This is a genomic window from Streptomyces sp. MS19, from assembly GCF_047200595.1.
Lineage (GTDB): Bacteria > Actinomycetota > Actinomycetes > Streptomycetales > Streptomycetaceae > Streptomyces.
In genome coordinates this window covers 115,244-139,262 of sequence record NZ_JBJZOH010000001.1, presented here as the reverse complement: position 1 = coordinate 139,262, position 24,019 = coordinate 115,244, and the positions used below count along the sequence as shown (strand labels likewise).

At 74.1% G+C, this 24,019-nt stretch carries 16 protein-coding genes and 2 pseudogenes; 8 read left to right on the top strand and 10 right to left on the bottom strand.

What is annotated here, in order from left to right:
* Nucleotides 1-6: 6 nt before the first annotated feature.
* A complete protein-coding gene (locus ACL02R_RS00605; RefSeq protein ID WP_412794791.1) occupies nucleotides 7-1,098 on the bottom strand; it encodes a SigB/SigF/SigG family RNA polymerase sigma factor in 1,092 nt (363 codons plus the stop codon).
* A 209-nt stretch (nucleotides 1,099-1,307) separates the two neighbouring features.
* Here ACL02R_RS00605 and ACL02R_RS00600 point away from each other — a divergent pair, with 209 nt between their 5' ends.
* The 4 genes from ACL02R_RS00600 (at nucleotide 1,308) to ACL02R_RS00585 (ending at nucleotide 6,492) form a co-directional block, all read left to right on the top strand.
* Nucleotides 1,308-1,700 carry a DUF2267 domain-containing protein gene (locus ACL02R_RS00600; protein WP_412794790.1) on the top strand — a complete coding sequence of 131 codons (393 nt, stop codon included), beginning with the start codon at nucleotides 1,308-1,310 and terminating at the stop codon, nucleotides 1,698-1,700.
* Between the two features lie 270 nt (nucleotides 1,701-1,970).
* The gene (gene ctaD / locus ACL02R_RS00595) at nucleotides 1,971-3,686 is read left to right on the top strand and encodes a cytochrome c oxidase subunit I (protein ID WP_412794789.1); all 1,716 of its coding nucleotides are present in this window, start codon (nucleotides 1,971-1,973) and stop codon (nucleotides 3,684-3,686) included.
* A gap of 77 nt (nucleotides 3,687-3,763) precedes the next feature.
* Nucleotides 3,764-4,939 carry a zinc-dependent alcohol dehydrogenase gene (locus tag ACL02R_RS00590; protein WP_412794788.1) on the top strand — a complete coding sequence of 392 codons (1,176 nt, stop codon included), beginning with the start codon at nucleotides 3,764-3,766 and terminating at the stop codon, nucleotides 4,937-4,939.
* 203 nt (nucleotides 4,940-5,142) lie between these two features.
* Nucleotides 5,143-6,492: an MFS transporter gene (locus ACL02R_RS00585; RefSeq protein WP_412794787.1), complete on the top strand. Its 1,350-nt coding sequence runs from the start codon at nucleotides 5,143-5,145 to the stop codon at nucleotides 6,490-6,492.
* 175 nt (nucleotides 6,493-6,667) lie between these two features.
* Here the strand turns inward: ACL02R_RS00585 and ACL02R_RS00580 are convergent, their stop codons facing one another.
* From ACL02R_RS00580 to ACL02R_RS00570, 3 genes are all read right to left on the bottom strand, one after another.
* Nucleotides 6,668-6,856 carry a DUF2795 domain-containing protein gene (locus tag ACL02R_RS00580; RefSeq protein ID WP_362962339.1) on the bottom strand — a complete coding sequence of 63 codons (189 nt, stop codon included), beginning with the start codon at nucleotides 6,854-6,856 and terminating at the stop codon, nucleotides 6,668-6,670.
* 78 nt (nucleotides 6,857-6,934) lie between these two features.
* Nucleotides 6,935-7,978: a hemolysin family protein gene (locus ACL02R_RS00575; protein ID WP_412794786.1), complete on the bottom strand. Its 1,044-nt coding sequence runs from the start codon at nucleotides 7,976-7,978 to the stop codon at nucleotides 6,935-6,937.
* Entirely contained in the window at nucleotides 7,975-9,309 is a 1,335-nt protein-coding gene (locus ACL02R_RS00570; RefSeq protein ID WP_412795154.1) for a hemolysin family protein, read from the bottom strand. The genes ACL02R_RS00575 and ACL02R_RS00570 overlap by 4 nt, the downstream gene beginning before the upstream one ends.
* Nucleotides 9,310-9,557: 248 nt before the next feature.
* On the opposite strand from ACL02R_RS00570, the gene ACL02R_RS00565 reads away from it, so the two are divergent.
* Nucleotides 9,558-11,606 carry a glycoside hydrolase family 31 protein gene (locus tag ACL02R_RS00565; RefSeq protein WP_412794785.1) on the top strand — a complete coding sequence of 683 codons (2,049 nt, stop codon included), beginning with the start codon at nucleotides 9,558-9,560 and terminating at the stop codon, nucleotides 11,604-11,606.
* A 103-nt stretch (nucleotides 11,607-11,709) separates the two neighbouring features.
* Here ACL02R_RS00565 and ACL02R_RS00560 read toward each other — a convergent pair whose 3' ends face one another.
* Complete coding sequence (locus ACL02R_RS00560) at nucleotides 11,710-12,849, bottom strand: glycoside hydrolase family 88 protein (RefSeq protein ID WP_412794784.1); 1,140 nt, start codon at nucleotides 12,847-12,849, stop codon at nucleotides 11,710-11,712.
* Nucleotides 12,850-13,178: 329 nt separating this feature from the next.
* On the opposite strand from ACL02R_RS00560, the gene ACL02R_RS00555 reads away from it, so the two are divergent.
* A complete protein-coding gene (locus ACL02R_RS00555) occupies nucleotides 13,179-15,347 on the top strand; it encodes a discoidin domain-containing protein (protein WP_412794783.1) in 2,169 nt (722 codons plus the stop codon).
* Nucleotides 15,348-15,412: 65 nt separating this feature from the next.
* Nucleotides 15,413-15,517: pseudogene (locus ACL02R_RS00550) on the top strand (3-oxoacyl-ACP reductase); the annotation flags it as partial.
* A gap of 37 nt (nucleotides 15,518-15,554) precedes the next feature.
* Here ACL02R_RS00550 and meaB read toward each other — a convergent pair.
* From meaB to ACL02R_RS00535, 3 genes are read right to left on the bottom strand one after another with little or no spacing between them, the layout of a single operon-like run.
* Nucleotides 15,555-16,565, bottom strand: coding sequence for a methylmalonyl Co-A mutase-associated GTPase MeaB (gene meaB / locus ACL02R_RS00545; RefSeq protein ID WP_398844496.1), 1,011 nt, complete (start codon nucleotides 16,563-16,565; stop codon nucleotides 15,555-15,557).
* Entirely contained in the window at nucleotides 16,562-18,757 is a 2,196-nt protein-coding gene (gene scpA, locus ACL02R_RS00540; RefSeq protein ID WP_412794782.1) for a methylmalonyl-CoA mutase, read from the bottom strand. Before scpA ends, meaB begins: the two co-directional genes overlap by 4 nt.
* A complete protein-coding gene (locus ACL02R_RS00535) occupies nucleotides 18,757-20,709 on the bottom strand; it encodes a methylmalonyl-CoA mutase family protein (RefSeq protein WP_412794781.1) in 1,953 nt (650 codons plus the stop codon). Before ACL02R_RS00535 ends, scpA begins: the two co-directional genes overlap by 1 nt.
* A gap of 168 nt (nucleotides 20,710-20,877) precedes the next feature.
* On the opposite strand from ACL02R_RS00535, the gene ACL02R_RS00530 reads away from it, so the two are divergent.
* Nucleotides 20,878-22,107: a DUF4032 domain-containing protein gene (locus tag ACL02R_RS00530; RefSeq protein WP_412794780.1), complete on the top strand. Its 1,230-nt coding sequence runs from the start codon at nucleotides 20,878-20,880 to the stop codon at nucleotides 22,105-22,107.
* An 80-nt stretch (nucleotides 22,108-22,187) separates the two neighbouring features.
* On the opposite strand, the pseudogene ACL02R_RS00525 reads toward ACL02R_RS00530, so the two are convergent.
* Both ACL02R_RS00525 and ACL02R_RS00520 read right to left on the bottom strand, forming a co-directional pair.
* A pseudogene (locus ACL02R_RS00525) lies at nucleotides 22,188-22,577 on the bottom strand (PhoD-like phosphatase N-terminal domain-containing protein); the annotation flags it as partial.
* A gap of 212 nt (nucleotides 22,578-22,789) precedes the next feature.
* A complete protein-coding gene (locus tag ACL02R_RS00520) occupies nucleotides 22,790-23,956 on the bottom strand; it encodes a wax ester/triacylglycerol synthase domain-containing protein (protein ID WP_412794779.1) in 1,167 nt (388 codons plus the stop codon).
* Nucleotides 23,957-24,019 lie beyond the last annotated feature (63 nt).

Sequence of the window (24,019 nt, the reverse complement as noted above, 5' to 3'; positions counted from 1 at the left end):
GAGGCTTCACGCGGCGGCGCGCCCGGCCGGACGCGGCCCGGACGGCGGCCCGTCCATCCGTACGGTGCCCTGTACGGCCGTACGCGCGGCGCGCCCGGCCGCCGCGGTCTTCTTCCGCGCGGCCTTGCGGGCTGCCTTTCCCGCGGCGGCAGCGGTGGCGCCGGGAGCGGCCTCGCCGGTGCCCTCCACCTGCTCCCGCACGCTCTCGCACGCCCGGCTCAGCAGCCGCGACACGTGCATCTGCGAGATGCCGAGGTGCCGCGCGATGCGGCTCTGCGTCATCCCGTGGAAGAACCGCAGGTAGAGGATCTCCCGCTCGCGCTCCGGCAGCTCCCGCAGCGGGGAGCGCACCGACTCGCGGTCCACCACCATGTCGAAGCCGGGCTCCGGCTCGCCCAGGGTGTCGAGCAGCGAGTAGTCGCCGTCCGAGCCCGGCAGGTCGGCGTTGAGCGACAGCGTGCTGTAGCTCTCCAGGGCTTCGAGGCCGGTGCGCACCTCGTCCTCGGTGAGCCCCGCGTGCTCGGCGATCTGCTCGACGCTCGGGCCGCGGTCGTCCAGCCGGTACGTGAGCTGGCGGGCGGCGGCGCGGACGCGGTTGCGCAGCTCCTGGGTGCGGCGCGGGACGTGCAGGCCCCACATGTGGTCGCGGAAGTGCCGCTTGACCTCGCCGACGATCGTCGGCACCGCGTAGCTCTCGAACGGGCGGCCCCGGCTGGGGTCGTACCGCTGCACCGCCTTGACGAGGCCGAGCGCGGCGACCTGCTCCAGGTCCTCAAGGGACTCGCCGCGGTCGCGGAACGTGCGCGCCAGGCGGTCCGCCATGGGAATCCAGGCGCACACCACCTCGCGCAGCAGCCGGTCGCGTTCGGGGCAGGGCGGCAGCTCGGCGATGCGTTCGAACTGCCGCCGGGTATCGGGGGCGTCGTCGTGCGGGTGGCGGCCGCGCCTGCGGGGCGTCCCGGCGGGGGGCGCCGGGGCGGGGGCGGCGGGTGTGGCGCCGCCGTTCGTGGCGTCCGCCGCCTGCGGAGGATTGGACGGCCCGCTACCGGGGGACTCGGTGACGGACCCGGGATGAGGGGGATGTGCGGGAGTGTTCATCTGCTCTCCCAGGTGCGGGGGCGTGCGTTCCGCTCTGCGCTCGCCACGGGAGCCGGTGGGACGTTCCTCCTCAGTCTGCCTGTACTTCGCAATCGCCACATCTCGGACATTCGCGGCGGATGGTTTCCCCGCGCCCGGGAGGGAAACCCGCCACCGCATCGCCGGGGGCATCCAGCAGACGCACGGAGATCCAGAAAGGCAGCCCGACCATGACGTACGGAGACTTCCTCAGCAGCGTCAGAGCGAGCGGCGACTACCCCGACGAGGAGGCCGCGACCGCCGTCGACGCCGTCGTCAGGACCCTGGGCGAACGGCTCCCGCAGCCCTCGTCCCAGCACCTCGCCGACCAGCTGCCCCAGCCGGTCGCGGGACTCCTCGAAGACGCCGCGGACGCCTCCGACGAGGGCCGCCCGTGGGGCGTCGAGGAGTTCATCCAGCAGGTCGCGCTGCACACCGGCGAGGACCGCGACACGGCGGAGACCGACACCCGCAACGTCTTCTCGGCCATATCCGAGCGCGTCAGCGGCGGCGAGATGAACAAGCTGCTCAGCCAGCTCCCGTCCGGCTACGCCGAGTTGTTCGGCTACTCGGAACTCGCCTGACACGCCGGGCCCGCCCACCGCGCCGGCACGGACGCCGTGCCGCGCGGGAGGCGCGCGGCACCTCGGCCCCGGCGGCATCCCGCACGGCCCGGCGTCCCTCGTCGCGTCAGCCGCGGAGCGGGAATCCGAGGCGTCCGCCCGCCAGGAGGCGCGCGACGCGGGCGCACGCCGTACGCACCCGTACCGGCCACGCCCACGAACGAGTCAAACCCGGGCCGCGCGGCCCAGCGACGGTAGAACGGCCGCTGACCACGCGAAAGGACCCGGGACATGGCGACGCTCACCCCACCGGAGACGAGGGCCCCGGAGGCACACCGGCCCACCGGCGCCGGACGCCGCGCCGTCAACTGGCTGACGACGACGGACCACAAGGAGATCGCCAAGCTGTACTTCGTCACATCCTTCGCGTTCTTCCTGTTCGCCGGACTGCTCGCGATGGCCATGCGCGCCGAACTCGCCCGCCCCGGGCTGCAACTGCTCAGCAAGGAGCAGTACAACCAGGCGTTCACCCTGCACGGCACGATCATGATGCTGCTGTTCGCGACCCCGCTGTTCGTCGGCTTCGCCAACGCGATCATGCCCCTCCAGATCGGCGCCCCCGACGTCGCCTTCCCCCGGCTGAACATGCTGAGCTACTGGCTGTTCACGTTCGGCGGGCTGCTCGTCGTCGCCTCGCTGCTGACCCCGTCCGGCGCGGCCAGCTTCGGCTGGTTCGCGTACTCCCCGCTCAGCAACTCCGTCCACACACCGGGCTTCGGCGCCGACATGTGGGTCATGGGCCTCGCCTTCTCCGGCTTCGGCACGATCTTCGGCGCGGTCAACTTCATCGCCACGATCATCTGCATGCGCGCCCCCGGCATGACGATGTTCCGCATGCCGATCTTCACCTGGAACACGCTGCTGACCAGCGTCCTGGTGCTGATGGCCTTCCCCGTCCTGGCCGCCGCGCTCTTCGCGCTCGCCGCCGACCGCCTCCTCGGCGCGCGCATCTACGACGCGGCGAACGGCGGCGCCCTGCTGTGGCAGCACCTCTTCTGGTTCTTCGGCCACCCGGAGGTCTACATCATCGCGCTGCCGTTCTTCGGCATCATCACGGAGATCCTCCCGGTGTTCAGCCGCAAACCGGTCTTCGGCTACATCGGCCTCGTCGGCGCGACCATCGCCATCACCGGACTGTCGATGACGGTGTGGGCCCACCACATGTTCGCGACCGGCGCGGTGCTGCTGCCGTTCTTCTCCATGCTGTCGTTCCTGATCGCCGTGCCCACCGGCGTGAAGTTCTTCAACTGGATCGGCACCATGATGAAGGGCTCGCTGTCCTTCGAGACGCCGATGCTGTGGTCCGTCGGCTTCCTCGTGACGTTTCTCTTCGGCGGCCTGACCGGCGTCCTCCTCGCCTCGCCGCCGCTGGACTTCCACGTCACCGACTCGTACTTCGTCGTCGGGCACTTCCACTACGTCGTCTTCGGCACGGTGGTCTTCGCCATGTTCGCCGGATTCCACTTCTGGTGGCCGAAGATCACCGGGAAGATGCTGGACGAACGGCTCGGCAAGATCCACTTCTGGACGCTCTTCACCGGCTTCCACGGCACGTTCCTCGTCCACCACTGGCTCGGTGCCGAGGGCATGCCCCGCCGCTACGCCGACTACCTCGCCGCCGACGGCTTCACCACCCTCAACACGATCTCCACCATCGGCGCCTTCCTCCTCGGCCTCAGCACCCTCCCGTTCCTCTACAACGTCTGGCACACCGCCCGCCACGCACCCCGCGTCACCGAGGACGACCCCTGGGGCTGGGGCCGCTCCCTGGAGTGGGCCACCTCCTGCCCGCCGCCCCGGCACAACTTCACCGCCCTGCCCCGCATCCGCTCCGAGTCGCCCGCCTTCGAACTGCACCACCCGGGCGTGTCGGACCGCGACCAGGCGCGGCACGAGGGCAACCGCGACGTCGGCGACGGCACCGTCAGGTCCCAGGGCGGCCACTGACCGCGCCGCCGCAGGGGCGAAAGCCGCGAATCGGGGTACACGGGCCGCAAGGAGTCCCCCCACGGAGGTGAGCCGGAATGAAGGCGGCGGTGTGGCACGGCAAGCGAGACGTCAGGGTCGACGAGGTGCCCGACCCGGTCATCCAGGCGCCCACGGACGCGGTGATCCGCGTCACCTCCACCGGACTGTGCGGCTCCGACCTGCACCTCTACGAAGTGCTCGCGCCGTTCATGAACCCCGGCGACATCCTCGGCCACGAGCCGATGGGCGTCGTGGAGGAGACCGGGCGCGACGTGACCGCGCTGGAGCCGGGCGACCGCGTCGTCATCCCGTTCGGCATCGCCTGCGGCGCCTGCTGGATGTGCCGCCAGGGACTCCAGAGCCAGTGCGAGACGACCCAGGTGACCGAGTACGGCAGCGGCGCCGCCCTCTTCGGCTACACCAAGCTGTACGGGGCCGTGCCCGGCGCCCAGGCCGAGTACCTGCGCGTCCCGCAGGCCCAGTACGGGCCGGTCAAGGTCCCCGACGACGTCCCCGACGACCGCTACCTGTTCCTCTCCGACGTCCTGCCCACCGCCTGGCAGGCCGTCCGGTACGCCGACATCCCGCCCGGGGGCAGCGTCGCCGTCCTCGGCCTCGGGCCCATCGGCGACATGTGCTGCCGCATCGCCACCCACCAGGGCGCGGGCCAGGTCATCGGCATCGACCTCGTCCCGGAGCGGCTCGCCCGCGTCATGGCGCGCGGCGCCGAGGGCCTCGACCTCACGCAGCACTCCGACATCGCCCAGACCGTCCGCGAGCGCACCGGCGGCCGTGGCCCCGACGCCGTGATCGACGCCGTGGGCATGGAGGCGCACGGCAGCGGCGCGGGCCGCCTGGCGCAGTCGCTCCCCGGGCTGCTCCCGGAGCGGATGGCGGAGAAGCTGGCGCAGAAGGCGGGCGTGGACCGGCTCGCTGCGCTCAACCTGGCCATCGACATGGTGCGGCGCGGCGGCACCATCTCGCTGAGCGGCGTCTACGGCGGCATGGCCGACCCGATGCCGATGCTGCGCCTCTTCGACAAGCAGATCCAGCTGCGCATGGGCCAGGCGAACGTCAAGCGCTGGGTCCCCGAGATCCTGCCGCTGCTCGGCGCCGACGACCCGCTGGGCGTGGACGACTTCGCCACGCACCACATGGCCCTCGACGACGCGACGCTCGCCTACGACATGTTCCAGCACAAGGACGCGGTGAAGGTCGTCCTGCGGCCCTGACCCCCGCCCCCTCGCGGGGGCGTGTGAGCAACGGCACGCGGGGCCCGCAGCCCTTGTGCCGCACGGAGTGACGGCGGCGGCGCCCGCGCCGGGACGATCTTGGTCTTCCCCGGCGCGGGCGCCGCCCTGCATGGTGGGCATCGCTTCCGGCGGTGCGACGTCGCCCGGCACCGGGAGCCGTCCCCCCTCCCAGGTGACCCCTGATGCCTTCCCTCGTCCCGGCCCGCCCGCGCGCCCCGCGCACCGGCGACCGCAGCCCGTGGCGCTGCCTCCGGTACCCCAGCATGCGCTGGTGGTCGCTGGCCAACCTGTTCTCCAACCTCGGCACGTGGATGCAGCTCACCGTGCAGAACCTGCTGGTCCTGGAGGTCACGGGCTCCGCCGCCATGACCGGGCTGTCCCTGGCCGTCCAGGCGGGCCCCGGGCTGCTCCTCGGCCTGGTCGGCGGCGCCGCCGTGGACGCGTGGCCGCGCAAGCTGACGGCCGCCGTCAGCCAGGCGGCGCTCGGCCTGGTCGCCTTCACGACGGCCGCCATGGTGGCGTTCGGCATGCTGAACGTGCCCACGCTGCTGGCGCTGTCCGCCGTCACCGGCATCGTCGCGACCGTGGACGGCCCGGCCTGCTCCCTGCTCGGCAACGACCTGGTGCGCCGGGAGGACGTCCCCTCGGCCATCGCCCTGGGCTCGGCCGTGCACAGCGTCGGCCGCCTCGCGGGCACGGCCACGGCCGGTGTCGCCGTGGCGCTGGCGGGCACGGCGTCCGCGTTCGTCGCGAACGGCCTGTCGTTCCTCTTCGTCGCCGCCGTGATCCCGTTCCTGCGGCTCGCGGAGCGGCCGGAGACCGAGCCGTCCGCGCCCGCCGCCGGGCCCGCCCCGGCCCCGGCCCCGGCGCCGCGCGTGAGCGCGGACCCGCGCGAGGGCCTGCGGTTCTTCCTGGGCCGCCCCCGGCTGGTCGCCCTGGCGGCCGTCACCGCCCTGAGCGCCGTCTTCGGCCGGAACTACGGCCTGACCCTCGCCGTCCTGGTGACGGGCCCGCTGGCGGGCGGCGCCGGGTCGTTCGGCTCGGTCGCGACGGTCCTGGCCGTCGGCGGCATCGTCGGCGCCCTCGCGGCGGGCGTGCTCCAGCGGCCCTCGGTCCGCCTGGTCGCCGCCATGGCCGCCACCGGCGCCGTGCTCCAGATCGCCGCCGGTCTGTCCCCGTCCCTGGGCCTGCTGATCCTGCTGGTGCTGCCCATGGCCGCCGTGGAGTCCCTGTCCGACACTGCCGGGGCCACCGTGCTCCAGACCGACCCGCCCGAGCACATGCGGGGCCGTGTCCTGGGCGTGTGGCGCAGCCTGAGCACCGGCTGGGGCCTCGTCGGGCCGCCCGCCATCGGCGTCCTGATGGAGGTCATGGGACCGCGCGGCGCCCTGGTCCTCGGCGGCGTCGTGATCGCGGGCGCCTCCACGGCCGGCATGCTCCTGCACGCGCGGCGCAGGCCGTCCGCGACGGTGGCGCCCGTGGAGGCGGCGGTCCCCGCGCCTCGCGCCGCCGAGCTGACACCGGTGGCCTGAACCCTCTGCACCACGACGCCCCCGGCCCTCCCGCCGGGGGCGTCGCCACGCGCGCCGGGGAGGCACGCCGAAAACCCCCGCCGCCCGTGGGGCGGCGGGGGCGGGGAGGCGGGCCGGGAGAGCGCCGCCGCACGGAAGGGGTGGCGGCGCGTCCCGGGTCCGCCTCGGGCGCGCGTCAGTCGAACAGCGACTTCTGCACGTCGCTCGGCCGCTCGAAGGTGTCGTCCTTCAGCGACTCCATACGCTGCACGAGGCCCCGGTCGGCGTGGTTCTTCTTCGCCTGCCGGGCCAGGTCGGACTTGTCCGCCGGGTAGCTGATGCCCTTGAGGGCCTTCTGCACCTCGATCGGGTTCGGCTTCGCCATGCTCGGCCTCCTTGGGTACGTCCTGGGGATCACCCCTTTTGTCGCGTCTGCCGCGTACCCGACGCTCGCGCGCCCCAATCAGGCCGCCCGCTGATCCCCCGCCGGACGCGGCGCGGGCGGGCCGACCAGCTCGACCAGCACGTCCTCCATGGTCACGAAGCCGAGCAGCCTCCCCTGCCTGCTGATCACGGCCGCCAGGTGCGTGACCGTGCCGCGCATCGCCGTCAGCGCGTCGTCCAGCGGCGTGTCCAGCCGCACGCGCACCACCGGGTGCAGGGCCTCGCGCGGGAACGGCCGGTCGCGCTCCGCCTGCTCCAGCGCGTCCTTCACGTGCAGGAAGCCGAGGACCTGGTTGCCGGGGCCGGTCACCGGGAAGCGCGAGAAGCCGGACGCGGCCGACGCGCGCTCCAGCCGCCGGGGCGTCACCCGGTGGTCCACGGTCCTCATGCGCGCCAGCGGCACCATGACCTCGGCCACCGCCCGGCTGCCCAGCGCCAGCGCGTCCCGCAGCCGGTCGCCCTCGTCCGGCGGGAGCAGCCCGGCGTCGGACGAGTCGCGCACCAGCCGGGCCAGCTCCGCGTCGGTGAAGACGGACGCCACCTCGTTCCTGGGCTCGACGCGCAGCAGCCGCAGTATGCCGTTGGCCAGCGCGTTGATGCCGAAGATCACCGGCTTCAGCGCGCGCGTCAGCGCCACCAGCGGGGGAGCGAGCAGCAGCACGGACCGCTCGGGCGCGGCCAGCGCGATGTTCTTCGGCACCATCTCGCCGAACAGCATGTGGGCGTATGTCGCGAGCGTCAGCGCGAGGGCGAACGCGACCGTGTGCCCGAGCCCGGCCGGCATGCCGACCGCCTCGAAGGCGGGCTCCAGCAGGTGGGCTATCGCGGGCTCGGCCACCGCGCCGAGGACCAGCGACGACATGGTGACGCCGAGCTGCGCGGCGGCGAGCATCTGCGAGAGGTGCCGCAGTGCCCACAGGACGGTACGGGCGCGCCGCTCGCCGTTCTCGGCGCGCGGCTCGATCTGGTCGCGGCGCACCGAGATCAGGGAGAACTCGGCGCCGACGAAGAACGCGTTCGTGACGAGGGTGAGGACGCCGACGGCGAGCTGTACGAGGGTCACCGGTCCGCCTCCCCGCCCGTGCCGTCGCCGTCCTCCCGGCCGGGCTCGGGCGCCGTGATCAGGACCCGTTCCGCGCGGTGCCTGGTCACGACCAGGACGTCCAGCCGCCAGCCGTCCACCGCCACCACGTCGCCCTCCTCCGGGATGCGCTCCAGGCGCGTCGCGATCAGCCCGGCCACCGTTTCGTAGGGCCCCTCCGGGACCCGTAGTCCGAGGGCGGCGAGCTGGTCGACGCGGGCCCTGCCCTCCGCCTCCCAGCGGCCCTCGCCGGCCGGTGCCAGGTCGGGGTCCTCGTCCGGGTCGTGCTCGTCCCTGACCTCGCCGACGACCTCCTCGACGATGTCCTCCAGCGTGACGACCCCGGCCGTGCCGCCGTACTCGTCCACGACGACCGCCATCGACCGCGTGCCGCGCAGCCGCTCCAGCAGGCGGTCCACTGGGAGGGTGTCCGGCACGAGCGGCGGCTCGGTCAGCAGCCGGGACACCGGCGTGTCCGCGCGTTCGCCGTCGTCCAGGGCGAGGACGTCCTTGATGTGGACGACGCCGACGATGTCGTCCAGCCCGTCGTCGTAGACGGGGAAGCGGGACAGGCCGGTCGCCACGGTGAGGTTCGCCGCGTCGGACGCGGTGGCGGTGGCGGCCAGGGCGTGCACGTCGACGCGGGGCGTCATCACGTTCTCCGCCGTCAGGTCGCCGAGGTGCAGCGTGCGGACGAACAGCTCGGCCGAGTCGGACGGCAGCACGCCCTCGGCCGCCGAGTGCCGCGCCAGCGCGACCAGCTCCTGGGGCGTGCGGGCCGAGGCCAGCTCCTCCGTCGGTTCGAGGCCGAGACGGCGCACGAGGCGGTTGGCGGTGTTGTTCAGGTGCCGGATGAAGGGGCCGAACGCGTGGGTGAACGCGCGCTGCGGCCCGGCGACCGCGCGCGCGATCCGCAGCGGGCTGGAGATCGCCCAGTTCTTCGGCACCAGCTCGCCGATCACCATCAGCACCACCGTCGAGAGCCCGACGCCCAGGGCCACCGCCAGCGTGGACGCCAGCCCCTCCGGCAGGCCGAGCGACCGCAGCGGCCCGCGCAGCAGCGCGGCCAGCGACGGCTCGGCCAGCATGCCGATGACCAGCGACGTCACCGTGATGCCGAGCTGCGCCCCGGACAGCTGGAGCGTCAGCGCCTTCACCGCCCGCAGCGCGCCCGCCGCGCCCTTGAGGCCCTCGGCCTCCGCCCGTTCCAGCTCGCCACGCTCCACCGTGGTGAGCGAGAACTCCGCCGCCACGAACACCGCGCACACCAGCGTCAGCGCCAGCGCGACGAACACCAGCAAAACCTCGGTCAGCATCTCGCCCCCTTCAGCCCTTCTCCGCAGTCCCTCACCGGCACCGGCACCGGTCCCGGCGGCGCACATTGTCGGCACGCGCGGCCACCCCCGGGCGGACGCCGTGCGGGAGGGACGGGCGCCGGTACCCGAATGCATCTACCCAGGGGCCCCGCCACCATGGGTGACGTGCGCGTCCGCCCGCCGCGCGCGCCCTCGGCCACGCGGCGGCCCCGTTACGCACCCCGCGCCCCGGGTACTCGCCGCCGATGACGCCACGCACGGACCCCTACGTCGCGGCGGAACCGGCCGCCGACCGCGAATTCCTCCGGGTCACCCTCGCCTCGGGCCGTTCGGTGCGCTTCTCCTGCACCGTGCCGCTGCCGGGCGTGCTGCGGCTGCGGCTGGTCAGCCCGAGCGGCGCCGACCCCGGGCCGCGGGGCGCGTCCCCGATGCTGACGGACCTGCCGCACCGCCCGGCGGAGCTGCGCCGCGTGCCGGGCGGCACCGTGATCACCGGGCCCGGCGTCCGCGCGGAGTGGGACGAGGGCACCACCGGGAAGCTGCCGCCCCAGCAGGCGGCGCCGCAGGGGCTGCGCCTCGGTCCATGGACGCGCTTCTCCGAGCACGAGGGCGCGACCGTCCCGTTCCGCGCCGGGTACCTCGAACCCGAGCCGGGCAAGCCCGCCGGGTGGGTGGAGACGATCCACCTCGCGCCGGACGCGGGCGTCTACGGCGGCGGCGAGAGCTACCAGGGCATCAACCTGCGCGGCCGCCGCCGCAGTCTGCGCAACGTCGAGGAGGACCGCGCGGCCGGGCGCGACTCCGCGTACCTGAACATCCCGTTCCTGTGGTCCGACGCGGGCTGGGGGATGTTCGCGAACACCGGCGGGCCCGTCGCCGCCGACCTCGGCGCCACGCACTCGGAGGCCGCCCGCATCGAGGTGCGCGGCGACGAGCTGGACCTCTTCCTCATCCTGGGCGACGCGCCCACCGTCCTGAGCCGCTACCTCGCCCTCACCGGCCACTCCCTCGACATGCCCGAGTGGGCGTACGGCGTGTGGATGAGCCGGTCGTCCTACTTCACCGCCGACGAGGTCGTGCGGACCGTGGACGAACTGCGGGCGGCCGACTGCCCGGTGGACGTCGTCCACGTCGACGAGTGGCTCGACGAGAACGTCCTCACCGACGCCGCCTGGACCGCGCCGCCCGACCGCGCCCGCTTCCCGGCGGGCTGGACCCGCGCCCTCACCGACCGGGGCGTCCGCGCCAGCCTGTGGATCAACCCGTACCTGAAGCGCGGCACGCCCGTGGCCGGCGAGGCGGCGCGGCGCGGCTTCCTCGTGCACGACATCCACGGCCGCCCCGCCGCCACCGCCGACAACCCGGACTCGCTGCCGGTGGACTTCACGAACCCGGACGCCCACGAGTGGTGGGTCGAACGCCTCACCGCCGTACTGCGCGAGGAGGGCAACTCGGCCGTCCTCGCCGACTTCGGCGAGGAGATCCCCGACGAGGCCGTCTTCGCCGACGGCACGCGCGGCACCGAGCGCCGCAACAGCTACGGCCTGCTCTACCAGCGGGCCGTCCGCGAGGCCGGACTGCGCGCCAGGGGCGGGGACTTCGTGCCCGTCGCCCGCTCGGGCACGGCAGGTTCGCAGCGCGACGCGGCGCACTGGGCGGGTGACCTGCCCTCCACGTGGAGCGGCCTCGTCTCGACGCTGCGCGCCGTGCTGTCGATGTCCCTCAGCGGCTGCTCCGCCGTCAGCCACGACGGAGGCGGCTTCTGGACGCCCGCCGCGTACGAACGGGCGGCCGTGCTGCGCGCACACATGACGCCGGACGGGGCCTTCGCCGACGTCGAGCCGGAACTGTACGGGCGCTGGGCGCAGCTGGCCGCGTTCACGCCCCTCATGCGCTTCCACGGCGTGGGCAGGCGCGAGCCGACCGCCTACCCCGAGCCCGCCAGGTCGGCCGCCATCGCCGCGTGCCGCCTGCGCCACCGCATGCGCCGCTACCTGGTCAGGTCGGCTGACGGGCTGCCGCTGATGCGCCCGATGCCGCTCGCGTACCCGGGCGACCGGGCCGCCCGCGACGCCGACCTCCAGTACCTCCTCGGGCCCGACATCCTCGTCGCACCCGTCCTCGAACCGGGCGGACGCAGGAACGTGTGGGTGCCGGAGGGGGAGTGGCTGCCGCTGCTCGGCGGCGCGCCGCAGCGCGGGCCCGGCTGGCGCGAGGTCGTCTGCGGACCGGGCGAGTTCCCCGCCTTCGTGCGGGCCGGGCGCGGCATCGAGGGCGTGCTCGAACCGGCCTGAGGCGCCGCCGCCCCGGTCAGCCCTCCCCTTCCGCCGCCCACGCGGCCCGCACCTCGCGCCCCCGCCGCCTGACACCGGGGGCGCGGTGTGCCGGGGCGGGCGGTCAGGTGGCGAGCGCCGCCAGTTCCGTGCCCGCCAGGAGGAACGCGCCGACGCCGAAGTCCGCCGTGCTCTCGTACGTGACCGGCTGGCTGGACTCCGGGCGGTCGCCCACGTTCTGCACGTAGCCGAGGAAGCCGTCCGGGTGGACCGCCGTGGCCACGAGCCCGTTCCACGCCCGCGCCGCCACCGGCAGGTACGTCGCGCGGTCCACGAGGCCCGCCGCCACGGCGTACCCCGTCCCGTACGCGAAGAACGCCGTGCCGCTCGTCTCGGGACCCGGCAGATGCGCGGGGTCGGCCAGGTTCACGTTCCAGAAGCCGTCCGCGCGCTGCACCGGCCGCAGCGCGCGGACCAGTTGCGCCAGCGTGTCGCGGTACTCCGGGACGTGCGCGGCGGTCGCGGGCAGCGTCTTCAGCGTCTTCACGTGCCCCGCCGCCACCCAGCCGTTGCCGCGCGACCACAGCACGGGCCGCCCGTTCGGCGAGAGGATGCCGCCGGGCAGGAACCGGTCGTCGCGGTACCACAGGCCGCCCTGCGAGGGGGCGTACAGGCCTGGCCCGCCCTGGACGCGCTTGGTGTGGTGGTGGAGGGAGTACAGCTTGTCCCAGAAGCGCGTGTCGCCCCGCAGCCGCCCGATGCGGGCGAAGGGCGGCATCGCCATGTGCAGGGCGTCGTCCCACCACCAGTCGTCGTTCTTCTGCGGCCGGTCGGTGTAGACCATGCGCCGGAGCGAATCCTCGATGGCGGTGATCTTCGCCGGCTCGGGCTCGGCCTCGTACAGGTCGAGGTAGGCCTGGCCCGCGTTGTGGTTGTCGGCGTGACGGGTGGTCACGCCGCCGTTGAGCCCGTACGCGTGCCGCTCCGCCCAGCGGCGCGCGTACGCGAGGTAGCGGGGCTCGCCGGTGAGCCGGTGCAGGGTCGTCAGGCCGCTGAAGAACGTCGCGCGCGCCCAGCGGTTGTCGCCCGGGTCGGTGTGCGCGCCGATCCAGTGGTCCGCGACGCGGCGCAGCACGGACACGATCGCCGCGCGGGACGGCAGCGTGGGGGAGGGGGCGGCGTGTGCGGGGGCCGCCGTGACGAGCGGTACGGCGGGTGCCGCCGCGATGAGCGCGGCGGTGGTGAGGAGTTGTCGCCTGTCCAAGGGGCCGACCTCCGTCGGTGGGGGGCGTCGGTGGGGCCTCCCATCGTTCAGGTCTAGACCTGACGTGTCCACGTCTTGAACGGGCCCACCCGAGATCCGGAACACGTTCACCAGGCTGAACGTCCGGAGCGCCGACTGCCGCGCGGTTCCGGTCCGTTCAGCTCCTTGACACGAAACGGGGCCGCAACAACACTCCTGGCGATGGCCTGAGAGAGCGCTCTCTCCCTGTGTTCACCCGCTTCCGCCCCCCACCAGGAGACGCCATGACATCCCTTTCGGCACATCCACCGGGCAGATACCGACCGAGCTGGCGGCGCTCACGGGCCGCCATGCTGTGGGCCGTCCTGCTGGTCGCGGCCGGGCTGCTCGTCGCCCCCGCCACCACGGCCGAGGCCGCGCCCACCCTGCTCTCCCAGGGCAGGACCGTCACCGCCTCGTCCACGGAGAACGGCGGCACGCCCGCCTCGGCCGCCGTGGACGGCGACACCGGGACCCGCTGGGCCAGCGCGTTCAGCGACCCGCAGTGGATACAGGTGGACCTCGGCAGCACCGCGACGCTCAGCCAGGTCGTCCTCAACTGGGAGGCGGCGTACGGGCGGGCCTACCGCGTCGAGGTCTCCGCCAACGGCTCCAGCTGGACCACGGTCCACACCACCACCGCCGGGACCGGCGGCATCGAGACCCTGAACGTCACCGGCACCGGCCGCTACGTCCGCGTCTACGGCACCCAGCGCGCCACCGGGTACGGCTACTCGCTCTGGGAGTTCCAGGTCTACGGCACCGTGGACGGCGGCAGCGGCCCGACCGTCCCGCCGACCGACCCGCGCAACCCCGACCTGGGCCCGAACGTGTACGTGTACGACCCGTCCACGCCCGCGTCCACGATCCAGAGCCGCATCAACACCGTCTACGACCAGCAGCACACCAACCAGTTCGGCGAGCAGCGCCACGCGTTCCTCTTCAAGCCGGGCAACTACAACCTGGACGTCCCGGTCGGCTTCTACACCCAGGTCGCCGGCCTCGGCCTGAACCCGGACGACGTCAACATCAACGGGCACGTCCGCGTCGAGGCCGACTGGCTGTCGCAGGGCGACAACCCGGACAACCTGGGCAACGCCACGCAGAACTTCTGGCGCGGCGCGGAGAACTTCTCCGTCACCCTGCCCGCCAACCAGGTCGAGCGCTGGGCCGTCTCGCAGGCCGCCCCGTACCGCCGCATGCACCTGCGCGGCATCGGCACGCAGCTGTGGAACGGCGGCGACGGCTGGGCGAGCGGCGGCCTGCTCGCGGACACCAAGATCGACGGCTTCGTGCAGTCCGGTTCGCAGCAGCAGTGGCTGACCCGCAACAGCGAGCTGGGCTCCTGGACCGGCTCCGTGTGGAACATGGTGTTCGTCGGCTCGACCGGCACCCCGCCGCAGAACTTCCCGAACCCCTCGCACACCGTCGTCGGCCAGACGCCGGTCGTCCGGGAGAAGCCGTTCCTGTACGTCAACGGCGCGGGCGAGTACAACGTCTTCGTCCCGGCCGTCCGGCGCAACGCGGTCGGCACCAGCTGGTCGAACGGCAACGCGCCCGGCTCCTCCGTCTCCCTCGCCGACTTCTTCGTGGTCCAGCCCGGCACGCCCACCGCGACGATCAACGCCGCGCTGGCGCAGAACAAGCACCTCCTCTTCACGCCCGGCATCCACCACCTGTCGGAGACCATCCGCGTCACGAACCCGAACACGGTCGTCCTCGGCCTGGGCCTCGCCACCCTCGTCCCGGACACCGGCGCGACGGCCGTCTCGGTCGCCGACGTGGACGGCGTGAAGGTCGCCGGCCTGTTCATCGACGCCGGGCCGAACAATTCGGCCAACCTGATGGAGGTCGGCCCGCCCGGCTCGTCGGCCGACCACTCGGCCAACCCGACGTCGCTGCACGACGTGTTCTTCCGCATCGGCGGCGCGCACGCGGGCCGGGCGACGACGAGCCTCACCGTCAACAGCGACGACGTCATCGGCGACCACCTGTGGCTGTGGCGCGGCGACCATGGCGCGGGGATCGGCTGGAACACCAACACGGCCGACCAGGGCCTGATCGTGAACGGCGACGACGTCACGATGTACGGCCTGTTCGTCGAGCACTACCAGAAGTACCAGACGATCTGGAACGGCGAGCGCGGCAGGACGTACTTCTACCAGAACGAGATGCCGTACGACCCGCCCGACCAGGCCGCCTGGATGAACGGTTCCACGCAGGGGTACGCGGCCTACAAGGTCGCCGACTCCGTGAACACCCATGAGGCGTGGGGTCTCGGCAGCTACTGCTTCTTCAACTCCAACCCCGCCGTCACGGCGGCGCGCAGCTTCGAAGTGCCCGACAAACCGGGCGTGCGGTTCCACGGGCTCGTGTCCGTGTCGCTCGGCGGCGTCGGCACCATCAACCGCGTCATCAACGACACAGGGGGAACGGCGAACCTGGCCAACCAGGTCCAGTACGTCGCCAACTACCCGTAGGCCGGGCCCGCACCGGCCCGCCTGAGGTATCCCGAGGGGCGCCACCCGACCCGGGTGGCGCCCCTCCGCCCGAGGTGGCGGCCCTGATCGTCTTCCTCCTGTCCGGCGTCGCCGGGAACATCACGGGCGCCGACCACCTCATCGACGGCGGCACGGTCAAGGCGCTCTGACCCCGCCCGTCCTCCTCCCGCCTTCCGGCCGCCGCGCCTACGCCCCGGCGTCCCCCTCCGGCCGGAAGGCGGCGATCAGCCGCTCCGCCGCCAGCGTCGCGGTGAGCGCGCCGTCACGTACCTGCTGTTCGAGCAGCGGCGCCAGGCGCCGCACCTCCGGGTCGCGGCGCAGGCTCGTCAGCAGATGCTCCGTCACCATCGCCCACGTCCACTCGACCTGCTGGTCCCGCCGCTTCGCCGCGAGACCCCCCGCCGCGTCGAGCGCCGCCCGGTGCGCCTCGACCCGCTCCCACACCTCGGCGAGCCCCCCGCCCTCCCGCGCGCTGCACGTCAGGACGGGCGGCGTCCACGCCCCGTCGTCCGCCGGGCCCATCATCCGCAGCGCACCGGCGAGTTCACGGGCGGCACGGCGGGCGTCACGCTCGTGCGGCCCGTCCGCCTTGTTCACCGCGATCACGTCCGCCAGCTCCAGCACACCCTTCTTGATGCCCTGCAACTGGTCCCCGGTCCTCGCGAGCGTCAGCAGCAGGAACGAGTCGACCATCCCCGCCACCGCCGTCTCCGACTGCCCGACGCCGACCGTCTCGACCAGCACCACGTCGTACCCGGCCGCCTCCATCACCACGATCGACTCACGCGTCGCCCGCGCCACCCCGCCCAGCGTCCCCGCCGCGGGCGAGGGCCGGACGAACGCCGCCGGATCGACCGCGAGCCGCTCCATCCGCGTCTTGTCCCCGAGGATCGACCCGCCCGTACGGGACGACGACGGATCGACCGCCAGCACCGCCACCCGGTGCCCCCGGCCGGTCAGCAGCGTCCCGAGCGCGTCGATGAACGTCGACTTGCCGACTCCCGGCACCCCGCTGATCCCCACCCGCCGCGCCCGTCCCGCGTGCGGCAGCAGGCCGAGCAGCAGCCGCTGCGCGAGCCGCCGGTGGTCGTCCCGCCGCGACTCGACCAGCGTGATCGCCCGTGCCACCTGCGCCCGCGACCCGGCGAGCACGCCCTCGGCCAGCGCGTCCGCGTCGATCGGCCTCGCCGGGCTCACAGCGCGTGGCCCAGCTCCGCCGCCAGCGCGGCCACCAGCTCGTACGCCGCGTCCGGGATCACCGTGCCCGGCGGGAAGACGGCCGCGGCGCCCGCCGCCCGCAGCGCCGCCACGTCCTGCGGCGGGATCACCCCGCCGACGACGACCATGACGTCCTCCCGCCCGGCCAGCGCCAGCTGCTCCCGCAGCGCCGGAACCAGCGTCAGGTGCCCGGCCGCCAGCGACGAGACGCCGACGATGTGCGCGTCCGCCTCGACGGCCTGCCGCGCCACCTCCTCAGGTGTCTGGAACAGCGGGCCCACGTCCACGTCGAACCCCAGGTCGGCGAACGCCGACGCGATCACCTTCTGCCCCCGGTCGTGCCCGTCCTGCCCCATCTTCGCGACGAGGATGCGCGGCCTGCGCCCCTCCGCCTCCTCGAACGCGGCGACCAGCGCGCGCGTGCGCTCCACCCCCGGCGAGCCGCCGGCCTCCTCGCGGTACACACCGGAGATCGTACGGATCTGGCCCGAGTGCCGCCCGAAGACCTGCTCAAGGGCGTCCGAGATCTCCCCGACCGTCGCCTGCGCGCGGGCCGCGTCCACGGCGAGCGCGAGGAGGTTCCCGTCCCCGGCCGCCCCGGCGGTCAGCGCGCGCAGCCGGTCCCGGCAGACGGCCTCGTCCCGCTCGTCCCGCAGCCGCCGCAGTTTGGCGACCTGCCGGGCGCGCACCGCCGAGTTGTCCACCGAACGGACCTCGATCGGCTGGTCGTCCGCGACGCGGTACAGGTTGACGCCGATCACCGGCTGCCGCCCCGAGTCGATCCGCGCCTGCGTACGGGCCGCCGCCTCCTCCACCCGCAGCTTCGGGATGCCCGCGTCGATCGCCCGCGCCATGCCACCGGCCGCCTCGACCTCCTCGATGTGCCGCCACGCGCGGCGCGCCAGGTCGTGCGTCAGCCGCTCGACGTACGCGCTGCCGCCCCACGGGTCGATCACGCGCGTGGTGCCCGACTCCTGCTGGAGGAACAGCTGCGTGTTGCGGGCGATGCGCGCCGAGAAGTCCGTCGGCAGCGCCAGCGCCTCGTCCAGCGCGTTGGTGTGCAGCGACTGGGTGTGGCCCTGCGTGGCGGCCATGGCCTCGACGCAGGTGCGCGTCACGTTGTTGAACACGTCCTGCGCCGTCAGCGACCACCCGGAGGTCTGCGCATGGGTGCGCAGGCTCAGCGACTTGGGATTCTCCGGGCCGAAGTCCCGCACCAGCCGCGCCCACAGCAGCCGGGCGGCGCGCAGCTTCGCGATCTCCATGAAGAAGTTCATGCCGATCGCCCAGAAGAACGACAGCCGCGGCGCGAACGCGTCCACCGCCAGGCCCGCGGCCTGCCCCGCCCGCAGGTACTCCACGCCGTCGGCGAGCGTGTACGCCAGCTCCAGGTCGGCCGTCGCGCCCGCCTCCTGGATGTGGTAGCCGGAGATGGAGATCGAGTTGTAGCGCGGCATCCGGCGCGAGGTGAACGCGAAGATGTCCGAGATGATCCGCATCGACGGCCGCGGCGGGTAGATGTACGTGTTGCGGACCATGAACTCCTTGAGGATGTCGTTCTGGATGGTCCCCGCCAGTTTCTCCGGCGGCACGCCCTGCTCCTCGGCGGCCACGATGTACAGCGCCAGGACGGGCAGCACCGCGCCGTTCATCGTCATCGAGACGGTCATGCGGTCGAGGGGGATGCCGTCGAAGAGCTGCCGCATGTCGAGGATCGAGTCGATCGCCACGCCCGCCATGCCGACGTCGCCGGTGACGCGCGGGTGGTCGCTGTCGTAGCCGCGGTGCGTCGGCAGGTCGAAGGCGACGGACAGGCCCTTCTGCCCGGCCGCCAGGTTGCGGCGGTAGAACGCGTTCGACTCCTCGGCCGTCGAGAAGCCCGCGTACTGCCGCACGGTCCACGGCTGGTTGACGTACATCGTCGGGTACGGGCCGCGCAGGTACGGCGCGATGCCGGGCCAGGTCCCGAGGAAGTCGAGGCCCGCGAGGTCGTCCGCCGTGTAGAGCGGCTTGACCGCGATGCCCTCGGGCGTCTCCCACACCAGGTCGCCGGGGCCGTGGCCGGTCGTCTCCTTGACCGCCGCGCGCCACCGCTCCTCGCCGCCGGGGGACGGGCCCGCGCCGGCGCCCTCGCCGAGCCCGACGTCCGAGAAATCGGGGATGCCCGCCATCACGCCTCTCTCTTTCCTTCGAGTCCCTCTTCGTGTCCCGTCGTGTCGAGGACCGACGCGAGGAACGCCACCACGTCACAACCCGCGTAGACGAAGCCGTCCACACCCGCCGCCCGCAGCTCCGCCTCCCGCTCCCCCGGCCGCCCCGCCAGCAGGACCCGCCCCGCACCGGCCGCCCGCAGCGCCTCGGCCACCCCCACCGCCCGCTCGTCGTACAGCGCGTCGCTGCCGCACAGGCACGCCACCTCCGCGCCGCTCGCCGCGAACGCCGCGCCCGCCGTCGCCGCGTCCACCGACACCGGCTCGTGCACCGGCACGAGTCCCGCCGCCTGGAACACGTTCGCCGCGAACGACGCGCGCGCCGCGTGCGCCGCCGCCGGGCCGAGCGCCGCCAGGAACACCCTGGGCCGCACGCCCGTCGCCGCCTCCCGCGCGTCCGCGCGGGCCCGCAGCGCCTCGTACGCCTCGTCCCGCCGCACGCGCGGCAGCCCGCCGCCCGGCGGCCGCGGCGCTGGGGGCCGCACCACCGGCGCCTCCGACACGTCCGCGAACTCGCTCACGCCCGTCACCGGTTCCCGCCGCGTCGCCAGCAGCCGCGAGCGGCGCTCCCACTCGGCGGCGATCCTGTCGGCCACCAGACCCGACCGCAGCGCCTCCGCCTGGCCCCCGGCCCGCTCCAGCTCCTGGAACCACGCCCACGCGGCCCGCGCCAGATCGTCCGTCAGCCGCTCCACGTACCACGAGCCGCCCGCCGGGTCGATCACGCGCCCCAGGTGCGACTCCGACACCAGCACCGACGACGTGTTGCGCGCGATCCTGCGGGCGAACGCGTCGGACAGCCCCAGCGCCTCGTCGAACGGCAGCACCGTCACCGACTCCGCGCCCCCCACGCCCGCGCCCAGCGCGGCGACCGTGGTCCGCAGCATGTTCACCCACGGGTCGCGGCGCGTCATCATCACCCGCGACGTCACCGCGTGCTGCCGCTGCGCGCCCGCCGCCGCACCCGCGCCCGCCACCTCCGCGACGCGCGCCCACATCCGCCGCGCAGCCCGCAGCTTCGCGATCGTCAGGAACTGGTCGGCGCCCGCCGCGTACCGGAACTCCAGCTGCCCCAGCGCCGCGTCCACCGGCAGCCCGCTCGCGGTCAGCTCCCGCAGGTACGCCACGCCCGTCGCCAGCGCGCAGCCCAGCTCCTGCGCGTCCGAGCCGCCCGCCTCGTGGTACGGCAGCGCGTCCACCGACACCGCCCACATACCGGGCAGGTCCCGGTGCGTACGGACGGCCAGCCCCGCCGCCGCACGCAACCGCCCCGCCAGGTCTCCAGCGGGCCCGGCGTCCCCGGTGCGCGCCACGAGCCCCAGCGGGTCCGCGCCGAACCCGCCGCGCAGCGCGGCGGCTCCCACGCCGCGTTCCTCCGCCACGTCCAGCAGCAGCCGGGCGGCGGGCTCGAAGTCGGGGCCGGGTTCGAGCACCACCGGCGCCAGGTCGAGCAGCACCCCGTCCAGCGCGGCGGGCAGCCCGGCGAGCGGCAGCCCGCCCTCGCCCGTCACCAGCCACAGGGAGGTCGCGCCGTTCTCCAGGTCGGTGAGCACCGCGTCGTTGGTCCGCGCCGGGTCGGGGTCGGCGTGCCGCTGCCGCACATCCCACCCGCCGACCGTCCCCGCCGGCCGCGCACCCCGCACGTACGGCGCCGCTCCGGGGAAGCCGGGCGGGACCGACGGCGCGTCGTCCGCCGCGTACAGGGGACGCGTCACGATGCCGTCCGCCAGCCGGGTGGCCAGCGCGTCCTCGACGGCGGCACCCCCGTCACCGTCCACCGGCCGCCCGGCCTTCCGCAGCACACCCGCGACCAGGGCCCGCCACTCCTCCCGCCCCGCCACCGGAAACCCGTCGGCAAGGGCGAAGTCACCCCCGGCCGGACCAGCAACCGGCGAACCGGCGATCTCGGACATCAACACTCCTCACGGGCGACACTGCACGCTGCCCCTACTGTCCCCCACACACCGCCCCCACATACAGACGACTCCGTCACACCACCCGCCGCGCCCCCGGAACGCGCGAACGGGACGGCACGGCCCCACCGGCGGCCGGGGAGGGTGGGGGTGACGCAGACTGGGGGCATGGATCTCCAGATCACCGCGACCGATCCGCGCCATCCCGCGACGCTGCTCGACCTGCCGTGGCACATGCCGCTGGAGGAGTGGCCGGACAAGCACCTCGTCGCCCTGCCGCGCGGCATCTCGCGGCACGTCGTGCGGTTCGCGCGCGCGGGTGAGGAGGTCGTCGCCGTCAAGGAGGTCGGCGAGTGGGCCGCCGTGCGGGAGTACGGCCTGCTGCGCGACCTGGACCGGCTCGCCGTGCCGTCCGTGGACCCCGTCGCCGTCGTGACGAGGCGGAGCACGCCGGACGGCGAGCCGCTGGAGCCCGTGCTGATCACCCGGCAGCTGAAGGGCTCGCTGCCGTACCGTTCCATGTTCGAGACGACGATGCGGCCCGGCACCATAAAGCGCCTGCTCGACGCGCTCGCGGTCCTCCTCGTGCGGCTGCACCTGAACGGCTTCGCGTGGGGCGACTGCTCGCTGTCCAACACGCTGTTCCGCCGCGACGCCGGGGCCTACGCCGCGTACCTCGTGGACGCCGAGACCGGGCAGATCCAGCCGACCCTGTCGCAGGGGCAGCGCGACTACGACCTGGAGGTCGCGCGCGTCAACATCGCGGGCGAGCTGATGGACCTGGAGGCGGGCGGCTCGCTGCACCCGGCCGTGGACCCCGTGCCGTTCGGCCAGGACATCGTGGACCGCTACAACGCGCTGTGGCACGAGCTGACCCGCACGTCCGTCTACCCGCGCGACAAGCGGCACTACATCGACCGCCGCATCCGGCGCCTCAACGACCTGGGGTTCGACGTCGCCGAGATGCAGATCCAGCGCTCGCCGGACGGCGACGCCGTGACGTTCGTCCCCAAGGTCGTCGACGCCGGGCACCACCAGCGGCAGCTGCTGCGCCTCACCGGCCTGGACGCCGAGGAGAACCAGGCGCGCAGCCTCCTCAACGACCTGGAGACGTGGATGGTCTCCCAGGAGGACTACGCGCCGGGCGACCCGCTCGGCGCCCGCATGGAGGTGCTGGCGCACCGCTGGGTGCGGGACGTCTTCCGGCCCGCCGTCCGCCTCGTGCCCCTGGAGGTGCGCGAGGGCCTCGACACGGCGCAGGTCTACCACGAACTGCTCGAACACCGGCTGCTCCTGTCGGAGCGGCGCCGCGAGGACGTGCCGACGGAGGCTGCCGCCGCCGACTACACGGAGGTGCTGCGCAGCCGGCCGGCGGTCGTCCCCGACGACGACGTGTGACGGCGGCGTGTGACGGCGGCGTGTGACGGTCAGACCAGGCGCACGCCGGGGGCGCCCGCGTCCACGCGCAGCCGCACCGGCCCGCACACCGGTTCCGCGCGGGTGGTGCCGCGCCGCACGATGCGGCGGAAGCGCGGGTCGGCCGCCACCTGCCACTCGACCTCGACGGCGCGGTCCGGCATGCCGCCGCCGTTCAGTGGGTCGGGGGCGAGGCGCGTCCACAGGACCACGCCGTCGGGGAGCGGGTCGCCCGAGGCCACGCCCAGGGTGAACAGGCCGTCGGGCAGCGGGGCGGCGGTGGGCCGGTGCGCGGGGCGCGGGACGTACGGGGTGGCGCCCAGTGCGGGGGCGGGCACGGCCAGCTGGCCGGCTGTGGCCGCGCCGAGGGCGGCGGCGCCGGAGGCGAGGAACCGCCTGCGGCCGGTGGGGGAAGGACCGGCGGGGGAGGGGGCGGTCGGGTCCTGGGACATGTGGGGTCCCTCTCGTCTGTCGGACGGACAGGCTTCGACGTGACGAGAGGCTGACAGCGCGACGGGACGCGGCCCTGAACAGGCGGGGGCCGCGACATGACGCCGGAATGTGATCCTGCCGCGACGCACGGCGTCCGGCTGGGTGCGGTGTGGGCACGGGGAAAGCCGCCCGTGCGGTGCGTGTCCTGCACGGGCGGGGGCGGTGGGGTGTGTCAGAGGGGGGTGGTGGCCTCCAGCTCGCCGAGTGCGGTGAGCCACAGTTCCGGCAGGTCACCGGCGCCGGGGAGTGCCCGGTCATGGACGACGGTGCAGCGCGCGGTGCCGCCGGTCCTGGTCAGCGAGACGTAGCAGAGCACGCCGTGCGGCAGCGCCGTGAACATGCTGGCGGCGCCGACACGGGACCCGAAGCAGCTGACGTCGTGGGGGAGATGCACGTTGCTGGCGATCAGCGAGATGCGGGGCGTGGTGATGGCGAGCTGTTTCCTTATGGTCGCCGCCGCCGGAGCCCAGTTGAACAGCCGGCCCGCGATCTCCCGCTGCCCCGACGTGCGCAACTGCCGCGTGTCGCAGACGAGCCGCCGTACGCACTCCGCGGGCCTGGCCTGCGAGCAGGGCAGCGCCACGCGCGCGAACACCAGGCGGTTGCCCGGCGCGTGCTCCTCGCCCTTCCTGCGCAGGGACATCGGCACGACGGCCGTCACGTCCCCGCAGGGCGGGTGGGGCGCGGGCCGCCTGGCGTGCCAGGCGCGGAACGCGCGGGCCAGCGCGGCGAGGTACATGTCGTTGACCGTTCCGCCCCAGCGCGCGGCAAGGGTACGCAGCCGCGCGTCGGGGACGTCGCGGTACGACCAGGCCAGGTCGTCGGCCGGGGGGACGCCGAGGACGCCCCAGCTGCGGTCGCGGCGCAGGCTGCCGTACAGGTCGCGGCCGAGTCCGGTCAGGCCCCGCAGCGTCACCGGCACGGGCCGGTGGGCGCGGGGGCCCGGCGTGCCGGGGTCGTCGGTGAGCAGGCGGGTCACCGTGTGGGCGGCGCCCACGCCGTCCTGTAGCGCGTGGTGGACGCGGAAGCAGAGGCGGTAGCCGTCCTGGCCCGGGTTGCGCAGGAGCCAGATGTCCCACATCGGGGCGGCGCCGGAGGGGAGGGGGAGGTGCAGCAGTTCCTGGCTCGCCGCGTCGAGCGCGGCGCCGCCTGGGGCGACGTCCCGCGTCCTGATGTGCCGGGCGGGGTCGAGCGCCGTCGCCCGTCCCCAGCGCGGTCCCGGCGCGGCGAGCTGGTGCAGCGCGGGCAGTTCGGCCACCCGGCCGAGTGCCCGGTCGCGGAGCGCGCCGGCGGACGGGGGAGTGCCCGGGAGGTCCATGAAGAAACCGGTCGGGATCACTTTGCTCCCGGGGGAGCCGTAGAGAAACCGTTCCAATGGGCCGGCCCGGAAAGAAACACAGTC

What these genes read in the sequence shown, in the direction of transcription:
- ctaD (WP_412794789.1), top strand. Translation starts at nt 1,971, where the DNA reads ATGGCGACGCTCACCCCACCGGAGACGAGGGCCCCGGAGGCACACCGG.
- ACL02R_RS00530 (WP_412794780.1), top strand. Translation starts at nt 20,878, where the DNA reads ATGGATCTCCAGATCACCGCGACCGATCCGCGCCATCCCGCGACGCTG.
- ACL02R_RS00565 (WP_412794785.1), top strand. Translation starts at nt 9,558, where the DNA reads ATGACGCCACGCACGGACCCCTACGTCGCGGCGGAACCGGCCGCCGAC.
- ACL02R_RS00590 (WP_412794788.1), top strand. Translation starts at nt 3,764, where the DNA reads ATGAAGGCGGCGGTGTGGCACGGCAAGCGAGACGTCAGGGTCGACGAG.
- ACL02R_RS00585 (WP_412794787.1), top strand. Translation starts at nt 5,143, where the DNA reads ATGCCTTCCCTCGTCCCGGCCCGCCCGCGCGCCCCGCGCACCGGCGAC.
- ACL02R_RS00555 (WP_412794783.1), top strand. Translation starts at nt 13,179, where the DNA reads ATGCTGTGGGCCGTCCTGCTGGTCGCGGCCGGGCTGCTCGTCGCCCCC.
- ACL02R_RS00605 (WP_412794791.1), bottom strand. Translation starts at nt 1,098, where the DNA reads ATGAACACTCCCGCACATCCCCCTCATCCCGGGTCCGTCACCGAGTCC.
- ACL02R_RS00600 (WP_412794790.1), top strand. Translation starts at nt 1,308, where the DNA reads ATGACGTACGGAGACTTCCTCAGCAGCGTCAGAGCGAGCGGCGACTAC.
- scpA (WP_412794782.1), bottom strand. Translation starts at nt 18,757, where the DNA reads ATGGCGGGCATCCCCGATTTCTCGGACGTCGGGCTCGGCGAGGGCGCC.
- ACL02R_RS00580 (WP_362962339.1), bottom strand. Translation starts at nt 6,856, where the DNA reads ATGGCGAAGCCGAACCCGATCGAGGTGCAGAAGGCCCTCAAGGGCATC.
- ACL02R_RS00535 (WP_412794781.1), bottom strand. Translation starts at nt 20,709, where the DNA reads ATGTCCGAGATCGCCGGTTCGCCGGTTGCTGGTCCGGCCGGGGGTGAC.